Annotated in this window: 12 protein-coding genes; 3 read left to right on the top strand and 9 right to left on the bottom strand. The window is 37.2% G+C overall.

The window, feature by feature from the left end:
• Positions 1 to 36: 36 nt before the first annotated feature.
• From DCS32_RS11130 to DCS32_RS11110, 5 genes are all read right to left on the bottom strand, one after another.
• A complete protein-coding gene (locus tag DCS32_RS11130) occupies positions 37 to 2,055 on the bottom strand; it encodes a DUF349 domain-containing protein (RefSeq protein WP_108878326.1) in 2,019 nt (672 codons plus the stop codon).
• Positions 2,056 to 2,133: 78 nt separating this feature from the next.
• On the bottom strand, positions 2,134 to 2,922 hold the full coding sequence (locus DCS32_RS11125; RefSeq protein WP_108878325.1) for a shikimate dehydrogenase family protein: 789 nt from the start codon (positions 2,920 to 2,922) through the stop codon (positions 2,134 to 2,136).
• Positions 2,894 to 3,916, bottom strand: a complete 1,023-nt coding sequence (locus DCS32_RS11120) for a DUF368 domain-containing protein (protein WP_108878324.1) — start codon at positions 3,914 to 3,916, stop codon at positions 2,894 to 2,896. Before DCS32_RS11120 ends, DCS32_RS11125 begins: the two co-directional genes overlap by 29 nt.
• The gene (locus tag DCS32_RS11115) at positions 3,906 to 4,880 is read right to left on the bottom strand and encodes a DUF368 domain-containing protein (RefSeq protein ID WP_108878323.1); all 975 of its coding nucleotides are present in this window, start codon (positions 4,878 to 4,880) and stop codon (positions 3,906 to 3,908) included. Before DCS32_RS11115 ends, DCS32_RS11120 begins: the two co-directional genes overlap by 11 nt.
• An 80-nt stretch (positions 4,881 to 4,960) precedes the next feature.
• A complete protein-coding gene (locus tag DCS32_RS11110) occupies positions 4,961 to 6,349 on the bottom strand; it encodes a tetratricopeptide repeat protein (protein ID WP_108878322.1) in 1,389 nt (462 codons plus the stop codon).
• 251 nt (positions 6,350 to 6,600) lie between these two features.
• Here DCS32_RS11110 and DCS32_RS11105 point away from each other — a divergent pair, with 251 nt between their 5' ends.
• Entirely contained in the window at positions 6,601 to 7,074 is a 474-nt protein-coding gene (locus DCS32_RS11105) for a hypothetical protein (protein WP_108878321.1), read from the top strand.
• On the opposite strand, the gene DCS32_RS11100 is transcribed toward DCS32_RS11105, so the two are convergent.
• Positions 7,061 to 8,428 carry a hypothetical protein gene (locus DCS32_RS11100; RefSeq protein WP_162533639.1) on the bottom strand — a complete coding sequence of 456 codons (1,368 nt, stop codon included), beginning with the start codon at positions 8,426 to 8,428 and terminating at the stop codon, positions 7,061 to 7,063. The two genes, DCS32_RS11105 and DCS32_RS11100, sit on opposite strands and share 14 nt — an antisense overlap.
• A gap of 12 nt (positions 8,429 to 8,440) precedes the next feature.
• Here DCS32_RS11100 and DCS32_RS16285 point away from each other — a divergent pair, with 12 nt between their 5' ends.
• Entirely contained in the window at positions 8,441 to 8,563 is a 123-nt protein-coding gene (locus DCS32_RS16285) for a hypothetical protein (protein ID WP_262497436.1), read from the top strand.
• Complete coding sequence (locus tag DCS32_RS11095) at positions 8,560 to 11,097, top strand: M14 family zinc carboxypeptidase (RefSeq protein ID WP_108878319.1); 2,538 nt, start codon at positions 8,560 to 8,562, stop codon at positions 11,095 to 11,097. Before DCS32_RS16285 ends, DCS32_RS11095 begins: the two co-directional genes overlap by 4 nt.
• A 357-nt stretch (positions 11,098 to 11,454) precedes the next feature.
• On the opposite strand, the gene ettA is transcribed toward DCS32_RS11095, so the two are convergent.
• From ettA to pabB, 3 genes are all read right to left on the bottom strand, one after another.
• Positions 11,455 to 13,149 (bottom strand): energy-dependent translational throttle protein EttA, encoded by a 1,695-nt coding sequence (gene ettA / locus DCS32_RS11090; protein ID WP_108878318.1) that lies wholly within the window; start codon positions 13,147 to 13,149, stop codon positions 11,455 to 11,457.
• Positions 13,150 to 13,268: 119 nt separating this feature from the next.
• Entirely contained in the window at positions 13,269 to 13,685 is a 417-nt protein-coding gene (locus DCS32_RS11085; protein ID WP_108878317.1) for a hypothetical protein, read from the bottom strand.
• 20 nt (positions 13,686 to 13,705) lie between these two features.
• Positions 13,706 to 15,007, bottom strand: coding sequence for an aminodeoxychorismate synthase component I (gene pabB / locus DCS32_RS11080; protein WP_108878316.1), 1,302 nt, complete (start codon positions 15,005 to 15,007; stop codon positions 13,706 to 13,708).
• Between the last annotated feature and the right edge of the window lie 24 nt (positions 15,008 to 15,031).

Genomic DNA, 15,031 nt, shown 5'->3' with positions numbered 1-15,031 from the left:
TACTATAAAGACGACACTATGCTCAAAATGTTACAATTATGAATCTGATGTATCTTCAGCTTCTTCAGTTTCGGTCGTTTCTTCCTCCTCTACTTTCTGGCTTTCTGTGATTGCCATTCTGAGTTTACGTAACTTAGATTTCCACATATTTAAATCTTCCTTATGACGTGCAATGTTCTTGTGAACCTCTGCAACCATAGGGTTATCATCTGCTACATGCTGGAAAAAGCCTAAGTTATTCTCTAATTGATTAATCTCTGCTTTTACCTCATCTATCTTCTTACGGATAAAGAAACGCTCTCTCTCAATAGCTGCTTCATCATCAACCATAATACTCATACGGTTCTCATATTTGATGAGCTCTGCTTCTTTCTTATCTATATCAAGTTGCTTGAAAAGACCATCGAGAAGTTTATTAAAGTCTTGGTCGATATTCTTCTTTGCATAAGGAACACGACCTATAGCTTTCCAATCTTCTATAAAAGCCTTGATTGCTGTGAGATCTGCATCTCGCTCACCAGTCATCTTAGCTTCTTTTACAGTCTTCATTAAAGCCTGCTTCTTCTCTAGGTTTTCTTGCTCGCCAGCATTTGCTTGCTTCTTAGAATCCTTCATGCGATCAAAGAAGTGATTACACGCCTCTTTAAATTCTTTCCAGATCTTATCGCTATCCTTACGTGGTACGTGACCTACTTTTTTCCAGTCTGCTTGGATGCGTTTCATTACATCTAGCGTTCCAGGAATATCGTCACTATCCTTGTGCTCTTGTGCTATTTTTACAAGTGTTTGTTTCTTCGCAAGGTTATCGTATTGTTCTTTCTTTTGAGACTTATAAAAATCATTCTTCTTGTGGTTGAATAATTTTGTAGCCTCCTTAAAAGATGCCCATGTCTCCTCGTTATTTTCTTTAGGAACTTTACCAGCTTTAAAGAATTCATCACGTAAAGCCTCTACTTTCTTGATTTTGGCTTGTACTGTTTTGTGTGCCTTGATATCATCTTGAGCTACCTCTTTTATCTTAGCAATGATTTCATTTTTCTGTTCTAGATTTTGAACCCATACAGCCTCCACTTCCTTCTGTTTTTCATCGCGTGCATCATGTATCTTCTTTGTTGCAACACTAAATTTGTCCCAGATCTCATCACTATACTCACGTGCAACAGGACCTATCTCCTCTTTCCACATGCGGTGAAGTAATTGTAATTCTTTAAAAGCTTTATTGATGTTAGGCTCTGCTCCTAACTCCTCTGCTCTTTCTATAAGCAGTAATTTCTTATCTAGATTTTCTTTAAAGTGCTTATCGCGGAAATCACGATTTAAGTGCAATAACTCATAAAATGCATCAATATGGAAGTAGTAATCGTTCCACACAAGATTGTAACGATCTCTTGGGATGTTACCTGCATTATTCCAGCGTTCTTGGATATCCTTAAATTTATTGAACGTAGTGTTTACACTCTCTGCACCTCCTAGTTCATTGCGCAATGCCTTTACCTCTTCTATTAGGTCCTGACGTTCTCTAAGGTTTGCATTTTGATCTTTACGCTTACGCTCATAAAACTCCTGACGTTTATTACGGTACTCGTAATACACCTCATTAAATTCTTTTTTGAGTGGAGAGAAAAATCTAAAATCAATGATATTTCCACCTTCGGCAAGAAATGCTCGTTTAGCCTCCTCTTGCGCTGCGTCAAACTGAGCATTAATCAAAGTATTAATTTCTTCTACCTGATCTTTTATATCTGTAACTCTTTCATTTTTGATGAGTAATTGCAGCTCTGCAATTAACTCCTCTTTTGAAAGAACGGTATAATCTTTTTTTGGCACTTCCTTTTTTTCTACAGGCGCTTCCTCAGTAACTGCTGTAGTTTCTGCAGGTGCTGCTTCTGTTGTGGCAGCAGCGTTTTCACTCACTTCCTCTGTAGATAGCTCAGTATCGTTTGCCTCGGCAGCGAGCGCTTCTATTTCTGCATTCATCGTGCGATCTGCGGCAGGAGCCGTTTCTTCTAGATGCTCTTCAATACTTGGATCTTGGGGTTTCTTCTCTTCAGACATTTCTTTCAATGTTAGGGTTCTATTTGAATATAGGTAAATATACTATTTAGCGGGCACATATGGGCATAATGCAGCTTTCTAGCTGTTCCATATTGACCATGAGGCTTCTGCTTGTAGTTCAAGCATGCGCAAACCATTTATAATTGTCGCTCCTTGCTCACTTGCAAAGCGCAAAAAAGAAGACTCTGCCGGATTATAAATCAAATCAAATGCGACATGGGTTTCATTTAAAAATAAATACGGAATATCTGGGGATTCCTCTACATCTGGATAAGTACCTAGCGGAGTTGTATTCACTATAAAGGTCTGGCTCTCGATGAGTTCTCTATCTAGATCTTCGTAGGTTATTGTTGATTCTTTACGCTTTCGCGAAACAAAAACACATTGAACACCTAGTTGTTTCATTGCATAGTGGACCGCCTTTGATGCTCCTCCTGTTCCTAAAATAAGGCATTTTAAATCTCTACTTTTAAAGTTTGGCTTGCCAAAATCTTCAAAAAGAGAGTCTCCAAAGTGCTCCAATAAGGTATCTCTAAAACCAATAAAATCCGTATTATAACCAGTTAATGTTCCATCACTTTCAACTCTTATGGTGTTTACAGCTCCAATAGCTTCGGCATCTGAATTGAGATTATCTACTAAGGGTATTACATCTTGTTTATAAGGGATAGTTACATTATAACCTTTCGCGTAAGCGGGAGAAAAAAGATCTTTTAAGGCTTCTTTCTCGGGAACATCAAAATTCACATATGTTGCCGCTATCTCAAGCTTGTCAAATTTATTTTTAAAATACCCTCTAGAAAACGAGTATCCTATATCTTTTCCTATGAGTCCGTATTTATCCACGAGCTTTTGTTCTTGTTCCATATTTTCCTAATGCCACGACCATAAAAATACCGGTGAGGATAAAAAATACCGCGAGCACATTTTCTATATTAATATCTGTAGGCATGTAGCGATCATAATTATCTAATATGGGGCTGCCGTTTCTGTCTATCGCTATCTCCCCTAAGGAGTCCCTTTTAAACACTTCAAGCTTCCACGGCCAGACTACGCCAAGAGAGCCTATAATAAAGCCTAAAATCGCTGCATTAGTTGCCCATCTAAATTTCTTGAGTAAGAAACTTAAAAAGTGAGATAAAGTCACGAGACCTGTAAGTGAGCCTAATGAAAACACAACAAGCACCGTAAGTAATCTCATGTGTTCTGGATCATCTATAAAAGTGAAATCACCACCAAAAACGCTAGTCATCGTCACGAATAATGCATTTACAGCATCTACAAGGAGCAGCACATAATTACCTAGAAGTATAAGGATAAACGAGCCTGAAAGCCCTGGCAATGTCATCCCAGAAACTCCAATAATACCACATATAAATACAAAAAATAGGTTGTCATTTTCTTGGGCTGGTTCCATGAGGCTTATAGCAACACCAAATATAATCCCCGAGATAAGCATCACGATGTTCCGCCTAGTCCACTCTTCAAAATCCTTTGCGATATAGTAAATGGAACCTATAATCATCCCAAAAAAAGCACTCCAAACGAGTAAAGGATAATTACGAATGGCAATATCTAATAGTAGCGACACGCTAAAATAGCTGATAAGCATACCAAGTATAAGTAGCCCTAAAAACTTTCCATTTATATACCTCCAAAAACTATTGAACCTACCACTAAAAAGCAATTTCAATGCTTTTCCATTAACTTTTTGAAGTGAGTAAATAAACTCTTCATAGAAACCTGCTACATATGCGACTACACCTCCAGAAACTCCAGGTACCTTATTTGCGGCACCCATAGCCAGCCCTTTGAGAACTAGCCAGACTTTATCAGAAAGTGATCTAGTCTCAGTCTGCATATACATTTTTTTTAACCGCAGCTCTTTCTAGTAATAAGATTAGTGCAAATCCAATTACGGCAAACACCACCGCGTATAACACTTGAGGATCACCATCAAAAGAAGATGGTAAAATACTTACAGCCTCTACAGGAACTTCTTCTCCATGCCTATCTATTCGAGTAGATAGCACTTCCTTCCAAGGCCAGATTTTATTGAGCGAACCAATCATGAAGCCAGTGAGTACGGCTAGCGTGATTTGCTTTTTGTGTTCAAACATCCATTTGAGAACTTTTGAAAATAACTTGAGTCCAACAATACAGCCCATCCCAAAAAGAAATATTTTAAATATCGCAGCGCGCAGTAATGCCCAATCTTTTGCTAACAATGCATCTTGAGCATCTGTAATAGTTCCTAAAACCATTCCATACGAACCTAACAGCACTAATATAAATGAACCAGAAACTCCAGGAAGTATCATTGCTATAATTGCTATACAACCAGAAAGGAAATAAAACCACCATACATTTGGCGCTTCAGATGGTGCGGCAATGGTAATAAAATAAGCTACAGCTACACCTAAAATTAGTGCTATAATTACTGTGGGATTCCACTTAGTGATTTGTTTACCTATGTATAAAATACTAGCGAGTACTAAGCCAAAAAAGAATGACCATACCATTATAGGATACACTTCTAATAAATATTTAAAAACACGTGCTAGAGATAAGATACTGATGGCAACCCCAAGAAAAAGGCTTCCTAGGAATTTAAGATTATACTGCTCGATAGCCGCCTTGACTCCTTCCTTCTTCCACACTTTAAGAACACCAAAATCTAACTTATCAATCGTTTCAATAAGCTCTTGATAGATTCCAGATATAAATGCGATGGTTCCTCCAGATACTCCTGGAACAACATCTGCCGCTCCCATGGCCATACCTTTTAAAATTACAAGTAAATAGGAAGCTGATGGTTTAGGCATAGGTTTTTATTTTTCGCGTCAAGCTAAAATACTAGCTTTCACAATAAGCACCTACATTTAATCAAGATTTTAGAATAGTATTAACCTAAGTATTGCTGTACTAGTTCAAGCACTTCTTTTTTACTTGCAGCATATGGGAATAGTTCGCCTAAAATAATTGAGAATTCCGGTTCTATCTTTAAACCGTTAATTAAAAAATAACGTCCTTGGATATCATTACCATTGCTATAGTTAAGTCCTGCGAGTCTAAAAGCAATCTCTGCACTTTCAGGATAGAATTCCATTGCCTGCGTGAGATTTGTAATAGAGGCGTCTGGCTCTCCTAATTGCACAAGAATATCACTTCTCTGTAACCAAGTTTCAAGCTCATAATTACCAAGTTCTAAGGTGCGACGATATCCTTCCTCTGCTGCTTCTAGAAATTTAAGCTTATGATTTATGGTAGCATAGCGTTTCCAGTATAACACATTATCACTATCAATATTTATTGCTTTATTTATAAAAAACAAAGCCTTTTGATAATCTAGTCTCTTTTGATAAAAATCTGTAATTGCCATCCACCCATTATCTAGTAATGGATCTTCATGTACACAACGTTCAAAATGCTTAATTGCAAGCTCATCGCTTCCTAGCTTATCATAGCATTTACCCATACGTAGTAACGCAAATGAGGTAGGATCTTCTAGCTCTAAAGTAATTTGATAATTTTCGAGCGCTTCATTGTAACGACCTAGCTTTTCTAGCACTTTTCCTTTTTCAAGATAAGCACCTACAAATCGATCATCACTAATGATTGCAAACTCATAAGATGATAATGCCTTCTCGTAATTTTTAAGTCCAAAGTATTGCTTCCCTATTTGATGCCAAGCTACTTCACAATACGGATTATTATCTAAAAACATATTTAAATAATCTATCGCTCCTTCGTGTTCCTCTAGAAAATCAAAACAGTAAATCACATTATATAACGCGCTATAATCTTGATCATCTACCTCAAGGCACTTCATGAAGTTAAGCTTTGCATTCTGAAAGTCTTCTAGAAATAAATATTCCATCCCTATAAGAGAATATACATCTGCAGGGTCGTCTGTAAGATCTATTGCTTGTTCAAGAAGGTTGATTGCCTTTTCATGGTCATCCTGCTTACTGTAAATATTTGCTTTTTGAATATAAACTTCTTCGTTATGAGGATCTAGCAAGTGAAGCTCTGTAAGGATAGCATCTGCTTTGTCAAATTTATTTTCAAAAATGAAGAGTTCGGCTTTAAAGAGTCTCAAATTTGAAGATGTAGGATGCTGGTCTAGACCTAACTTGACAGCTTTTCGCGCAAGCGCAATCTTACCACTTTCAATATAATGATTTGCAATATCCTCAAATTCCTCAGCATCAAAGAAAATCACGTCATTAGTCTTTAACATAGACTCAAAGCGCGTAAGCGATATACTATTTCCTTCTTGTCCAAAATCCATAAACGACATTTTTGAATTACACTTTATATAAATGTAATAATACTTAAGAGTACTGCTTTAAAACTAAAACTTAGTTGTCAACATAATAATGAACAGCCAAAAATCGAGCCAAATACAACATGTGACAAAATGCATGTCACAACGCTGTAAATCAATTATTAATATAAAATACTACTACTAGCTACCCATATTATGGTTAATGTTTTAAAATCAGTAATTTTGAATATTACAAATAACAAGCATTATCAATCATGAAAAAAATATGCTACAAAGAGACCCAGCCATTTCATCTAATTGTGATTATATGTGCAATCTCAATTGCACTTATGACCTATTTTATTATCAAGCAATTGATTAATAATGATACCATTCCCTATACGCTAATTGCTTGCTGCCTTCTTTTTATTGTTATTCTCATATTATTTTACAAGCTAGAAATCATCATTACAAATCAGTATGCCATCGCTAGTTTTGGAATAGGGCTACTTTATAAAAAGATTGCCATTAATGAGCTAGATATTACTACTGCGAGAGGTGTAAAGATACCTTGGTACTGGGGTATAGGCATAAGGTTTACCCCTGAAGGAACTTTATATAACACTCATACCGGAGGTAATCTTCATATTAAAACTAAAAATAAAATGAATGAGTTTTTTATAAGCACTAGCAATGCTTCATCTATAATAACGGCTCTAAGAGAAGCTCAAAACGCTAGTAATACTTAGACTTCCCTAAGTATGCTTTTATAATTTCATTCCATTCATTGCTTATGCGAGCTGCGGTCGTGTATGGAATGCTATACAATGCCTCATAATCTGTATATCCAGTTTTAAGAAGTTCTTCGAGATAAAACAACGTAGCGTTTACGTCACCTTCTCTTGCACTTAAGGATATTGATTGAATAAATGCATCCTGATTATTTGGATTTACAAGTGATCTCAATACGTTTGCAAATAGCAATTGCTCGATTTTAGTATCCTTACGCTGTAAAATTTTATACTGTAATTCAACCTCAGATTGTACAAATCTCTTTAAACGCATAGCCGACTTACGTTTTATCATTGCATTATCTGTACTGTCAATTTGGATATCAAGTTCGTCCATCTGGTAACTCCACCACCCTAAGTTATTAAAGTAACTATTATTCATATCCTCTCGGATATTATATTGAAACTCCTCTGCCATTAGGTCTTCTCCATAGCTGAACATAGCATATATATCGCGATCTGATCTATAATTCTTAAGTCGCTTGATGTTACTTAAAAGCTCTTTTTGCTCGTCGATGTCAAGTCGCTTTTTATATTTGTCTTTAAGTGTGGATACAAAATCAAAAGCATCCAGACCTTCTTGCTTTCGGTACATTGTTTTACCGAAGGCAAGATCACTGTTGTAATAAGATTGAAGTTTCTCATCACTCGTAGTTTCATCTATTAAAATAGCAGTCAGTGCTTCTGCAATGTAGCCTGCACTAGGCCAGTCTACACCATCATAAGTGTGATAACTTACAAGATTCTTTCTCAGTCCATAATTACGGCTGTAAGACCTCAACTTGTAATACTGACTACCTTCATCTGGAGAGAGCAATGCTATTTTAAGATTCTCATTACTACGCAAGCTTTTTTTATCTATAAATGCATTTCCTATTGCGATGACGCCATAAATCGATGTATCCGCTTGTGCTTGTGCTGTAACAATAAGACCATCCCTCCCGTATCCAGATAAGATAATTTTATCCTTATTTACAGCATACGTTTGAGAGAGCTTTTCTATAAATTCTTTACTTTGATCAATAGCTACAGAAAGGGTATCATTTAACCTGTAGTTAGGACTAGCTACAATACTCTCTGTTAATCCTGCACCTATAGAAAACTGCTGTACCGCACTAGCTCCTCGCCCTAGTTCATCATAAATCACAACTACAGGATAGGTAGCTGTTTCCTTATAATTTGCTGGTAAAAACAATGAATAATCATTTGTGGCATTATCAAAAGTCACCTGTGGGATAACCACTCCTTTTATAGGTTCAGATTGGGCAACTGCAAGTGATGAAATAAACAAGAATATGTAAAAGTACCGCATAGCGTTTTTTTGATGAGTCTAGCAGGTATCAAAAACCGTGCACAAATAAAGGTAGCACAAAAACAATATTTTTCAGGTACCGATTATGCAAAATTTATTTCTGTATTTTTAGAAAAGAAAATTCAAGCCAAATGAAATATAAAATTCTAATTGTAAGTGTTTTAGTATTCGCTTTCGCGAAAGCGTTATCACCTCAACTACACGCTCAAGAGTACTTTACAGGAAAGTACGCACCTTTTGACGCTGCAATACCGTCTCCGGCACAATATCTTGGTTATGAAATAGGTGAGCAACACACACGCCACGATCAGATAGTCTCCTATTTTGAAAAACTAGCCGAGTTATCGCCTAGAGCAACGATAAGTGAGTACGGAAGAACACACGAGAACAGAAAACTTGTGATACTTACCATCTCAAACGTAAATAATCAAGAGAACTTACCTACCCTAAAAAAACAACACCTCGCATTTGTAGATACTAATCAGAAAGTGTCAAACTATAATGACGTACCCGTGTTTATACAGCTAGGTTATAATGTACATGGTAATGAGCCATCCAGCTCTGAAGCGGCGTTACTTACTGCATACACGCTCGTTGCCTCACAGCATCCAGAAATCGAAAAATATAGAAATAACAGCATCATATTTATAGACCCTACCATAAACCCAGATGGTCGTGATCGCCACACACAGTGGGCAAATAGTTATAAAGGCTCACCACTAGTTTCTGATAATATAGACGCAGAGCATACAGAAATGTGGCCACGAGGAAGAACTAATCATTATTGGTTTGACCTAAACCGTGACTGGCTACTTGCTATAAATCCGGAAAGCCGTGGCAAACTAGATTGGTATCACGAGTGGTACCCAAATGTAGTTACAGATTTTCACGAGATGGGCACAAACAGCAGTCACTTTTTTGAGCCTATGCTGCCTATTGGGAGTATGGATCCTATTATGCCAAAGGAAAACTATGAAGACCTCAATAACCTTTTTGCTCCTTACTTTTCAAGTGCGCTTGATGAGATAGGTAGTTTTTATTTTACAAAGGAATCTTTTGACGGCACCTATCCTGGTTATGGATCATCATATCCAGATTTACAAGGAGCACTGGCGCTACTTTTTGAACAAGCGAGCAGTCGCGGGCATTTGCAGGACACAGATTTTGGCACCATAAGTTTTCCCTTCACTATAAGAAATCAGTATACCTCTGGAATGGCAACTGTAAAGGCTGCTGTAGAGAATAAAGGTACTTTACGTAAGTACCAGCAAGATTTTTTCAAGTCCGCTTTCGCGAAAGCAAAAACAGATCAAGCAGCCGCTTATGAGTTTGGAGATCCTTATGATGCAAACAGAACGAAGGCTTTTATAGACAAACTCCTTAAGCATCGTATTAAGTTATATGACAAAGGCGATGGACGTTATGTAGTACCTACACAACAAGCACAAAAAAGAATGGTGCAGTCCTTCTTTGAAACCTATAAAACTTATAGAGATAGTGTCTATTATGACGCAAGTGCATGGTCTGTGGGTAACTTCTATAATATGCGTTACAAGGGATTGAATAGCACGCCGTCTTTAGGTAAAGAAGTAACCTCAACAGATAATCTCACTCAAGTTAAAGCGGTGACACAAACAAATTACGCATACCTCATCGATTATGATGATTATAATGCGCCTGCTCTGCTTGCCTACTTGCAGCGTGAAGGTCTAACAGTGGCGACTGCGTTCAAACCTTTTACAGCAAAAACAACAAGCGGTAATCATGACTTCAACTACGGAACGCTTATGCTGCCTGTAAGCCGTCAAGAAAAATCTGCAGACGAGGTATATCGCATCGTAACAGCTGGACAACAGCAATTTCAAGTACCTATCTATGCGGCAAACACTGGCTTTAGTATTAAAGGAATCGACTTAGGTAGTCAGAATTTTCAAAAAGTAGATACTCCTAAAGCGCTTATGATTATAGGAGATGGTACAAGCTCATATGAAGCTGGTGAGATATGGCATTTACTTGACACACGTGTCCATATGCCTATTACAAAAGTGATGAGTAATAACCTTAACAGAGTAGATTTGAGCAAGTACAACACATTAGTAATAGTATCTGGAAGCTACGGGGATTTATCAAAGCGATTTCAAGAAAATCTTACTTCATGGGTTACACAAGGAAATACGTTGATTACTTCTGGAACCGCTAGCAGCTGGGCTATCAAGTCAAAAATAGCATCAGGAACGCTAACTAATGAAGTCAAGAAAGATTCTACAAAAACTATTAAAAGAGAGCCTTACGTTAATCAAAGACCTAATCGTGGAAAGGAGCGTCTAGGTGGAGCTATTTTTGAAGTAGACCTAGATCTTACTCATCCGCTAGCATTTGGTTATCGCTACAAGCAACTACCTGTATATAAAAATAACAATGTCTGGTTACAACCTAGCAAGAACGAGTATAACACCGTTGCACAATATTCGGCTACGCCTCATATTGATGGTTACATTTCTGATAAAAACCTCAATGACTTTATGAAAAAGAGCGCATCTATTGTGGTCTCTCCTAAAGGACGAGGACGTGTTGTAATGTTTGCAGATAATCCTAACTTTAGAGGAAGCTGGTATGGAACCAATAAGCTATTCTTAAACGCAATCTTCTTCGGGAGTCTCATTGATTAATTGCTAGCGTAACTCTTATTAATGAGATGTGTTTTTTATGCTTTCGCGAAAGCGGGATGTTAAAAATCACAATAAGACACTACAAGAAACGTTAAGTTAAGATTACTCTTACAGAAAATTAATATTCTCACACGCAACCTTTTATATAGTTTTGCATCTATATTTTATAACTAACATTATTTCAAGATGCAAGTAGAAATAAAAAACAAACCTATCCTTATTGTTTCAGTGATTGTTCTCTCATTATGTGCGTTATTTTTCTTCTTTCTATAAGAACCTAAAATAACTACCTAATTAAAATAAAAAAGCCCAATACTCCTTCGAGTATTGGGCTTTTTTGTTGCTAACTGCGAGTACTTATGATCTCACTAGTTTTTTATACTTGATACGCTTAGGCATGAGATCTCCACCTAATCTCTTTTTCTTATTCTCCTCATACTCAGAGAATCCTCCTTCAAAGAAATACACTTGGCTATCTCCTTCAAAAGCAAGAATGTGTGTACAGATACGGTCTAAGAACCAACGGTCGTGACTAATTACTACGGCACAGCCTGCAAAGTTTTCTAGTCCTTCTTCTAGCGCTCTCAATGTATTTACATCAAGGTCGTTTGTAGGCTCATCCAGTAGCAGTACGTTTCCTTCTTCTCTTAGTGTCATTGCAAGGTGTAAGCGGTTACGCTCACCTCCAGATAGTGTTGCTACTTTCTTATTTTGCTCACTTCCTGAGAAGTTAAATCTACTTAAATATGCTCTAGAATTTACTTCCTTCCCTCCCATCATTACAAGCTCTTGCTCGTCTGAGAAGTTTTGCCAGATGGTTTTATCTGGATCTATGTTACTGTGACTCTGATCTACATATGCGATTTGAGCAGTCTCTCCTACCGTAAAGTTTCCTTTATCTGGAGCTTCCTCCCCCATGATCATTTTAAAGATAGTAGTCTTACCAGCTCCGTTAGGTCCTATCACTCCTACAATACCAGCTTGTGGTAAGTTGAAGTTTAAGTCTTCATACAGTAATTTATCACCAAAAGCTTTACTCACTCCCGATGCTTCAATCACATTTGTACCAAGACGCGGCCCATTAGGTATATAGATTTCTACTTTCTCATCTACTTGCTTCTGGTCTTGACTCATCATCTTATCATAGTTCTGTAGACGAGCTTTTTGTTTAGTCTGGCGACCTTTTGCTCCTTGACGTACCCAGTCAAGCTCACGCTCTAAAGTTTTTTGACGTTTTGAAGCTGTTTTACTTTCTTGTGCCATACGCTTAGACTTCTGATCTAACCAAGAAGAATAATTTCCTTTCCAAGGAATCCCTTCTCCCCTATCTAGCTCAAGAATCCATCCTGCTACGTTATCAAGGAAATAACGGTCGTGCGTTACTGCAATCACCGTTCCTTTGTATTGTGCTAGGTGGTGCTCTAACCAGTGTACAGACTCTGCATCAAGGTGGTTAGTAGGCTCATCTAGTAATAATACATCTGGCTCTTGTAATAATAATCTACATAAAGCAACGCGACGTTTTTCTCCACCAGAAAGTACACCCACTTTTTGATCTGCAGGAGGCGTACGTAGTGCATCCATTGCTATCTCAAGTTTTGTATCTAGTTCCCATGCTCCACGTGCATCTATCTCATCTTGTAAGACAGCCTGGCGTGCCATGAGTTTATCCATCTTATCGGCGTCAGAGTATACTTCTTCTAGTCCAAAAGAGTCGTTAATCTTATTGTACTCATCAAGAATAGCAACCGTTTCGGCAGCTCCTTCTTTTACAATCTCAAGTACAGTTTTTTCTGGATCAAGTTGAGGCTCTTGCTCAAGGTATCCTACAGAAAATTCTTTGTCTGAAGTTACGTCTCCTTGAAAATTAGTATCTAATCCTGCGATGATTTTCATCAAGGTAGATTTACCAGAACCGTTAAGACCTAAGATTCCAATTTTTGCTCCGTAAAAAAAGCTTAAATAGATTTTCTTAAGTACTGGTGTTTGTGCGCCTGGAAAGGTTTTTGTAACCCCAGACATTGTAAATATTATTTTTTTATCGTCGCTCATAATTTGGCTTTAGGCTAGTTGTTTTTGAATATGATTACGCTTTCGCGAAAACGGATTGCTTATCATATTCTTCATTATTATAATAACACGCTATTATGCAAAGGTAATTAGTTACTTAATTATCCCTTAGCATTAATTGGAATATTATGTTGTGTTAATTGTCTGAGCATTTCTGGGATATCAGCAGGCTCTAAGTACAAGTTCTTTATTTTCTTATTCTTCAATCTTAAAATCAGAGATCTATGTCCCGTAAAAGCTGTTTTATCTTGAACATAGTCAATCTCTGAAAGGTCAATCTCTTTCTGCCATGAATTGCGAAAAATACTTAAAAGACTAAGCACTAAAAGTAGGCCACCTAACAATCCTGTGATAATAGTGAGCATATCAACATCAGTAATATTGAAGCTTTTGTAAGTATATAATAAAAGAAACAGCGAAGTAGATAGATTGCTAAAGAGCAATAATTTATCCATGTGCTTATCGTTAATGGATATGCTTTCTTCTTTGAGTTTTATATTTTCTAATGTATTTGCCATAAGTCGTTTAAAGCACTAATTTACAAATCTCCTTCTAAAACTGCACGCATCGCTTTTGCTTTAAGCAAGCATTCTTCATACTCACTATCTGGATCTGATCCTGCGGTGATAGCTCCACCTACGGAGTATGAGATATATTCATTTTCTGCATTGTATAGAATACTACGTATGACTACATTAAAATCAAAATCTCCATCTGGCGTAAAATAACCTACAGCACCACTATACAAGCCACGTTTTGACTCTTCTAGTGACTCAATAATTTGCATCGCTCGCAACTTTGGTGCTCCGGTCATACTTCCCATTGGAAAGGTACTTCTAATCGCATCTACCGGAGAAATACCAAGACTAAGCGTCGAGGTTACCGTAGAGATCATTTGGTGCACTTGCTTAAAAGGATAAACTTCGCATAGCTCTTCTACAATTACAGATCCTTTTTGGGCAGTTTTTGATAGGTCATTTCTTACCAAATCTACAATCATGATATTTTCGGAGCGCTCTTTTGAGTTTTCTTGTAACGCTTTCGCGAAAGCGGTATCCTCCTTTTCATCCACTCCTCGTTTTGCAGTTCCTTTTATGGGCTGTGTAACAATCTTACTCCCTATTTTCTTAATATATCGCTCTGGAGAAGCCGAAAGTAAAAACTGATCCTCAAGCTTGAGATAAGTGCCAAATGGTGGCGAACTAATCGCAGTAAGGCGTTTATAAATAGCTAGTGGATTAATAGTTCCCGCTGCATAAAACTCTTGACATAAGTTTGCCTCATAAATATCTCCCCTATAAATATGTTCTAACATGCTGCGCACTTTTTCCTTGTATGCCTCTTTGTGTATCTTAAGTTTTATAGATAATGGCTGCGCTTGGGATTTGGTTTCAGGAGGTTTGGTGGCGGTTATTTCCTCAAAATCTTCATCTATCTCATCATCTACCATCCCTAGATATAATATCTCGAGTGTGTTTCCTTTAAGTAAGAATAACTTTTTAGGTTGAAAAAAATGAAGGTCTGCAAAATCTAGCTTATCATCATTTTTTGAGGTTAAGCGTTCTGTGTCATTCTTAAGGTCATAACTTAAATAGCCAAATATCCAATCCTTTATCGTACTTTGATACTCCTCCAGCTGATCAAAAGCACCTTGATAATCAGTCTTTAAACTTGTAAAAGCATCTACTGCAAGAATTGCTTCATACTCGGGATAATTCTGACGTTCATAGCTATTACTATCAAGCCAAACGACCTCTTCAAATTGTTGAGACCACGATAACAATTGCTCTTTAAGCACTGTTATATTACTAATAGAAATAATTTTTGAAGTACGATTCATTACTGTAAAAATACATAAGAATCT

The sequence above is a fragment of the Dokdonia sp. Dokd-P16 genome, assembly GCF_003095655.1.
In the GTDB taxonomy this organism is placed as follows: domain Bacteria; phylum Bacteroidota; class Bacteroidia; order Flavobacteriales; family Flavobacteriaceae; genus Dokdonia.
Note: the sequence above shows the minus strand (reverse complement) of the source record. Positions and strands in the feature narration are given on the sequence as shown.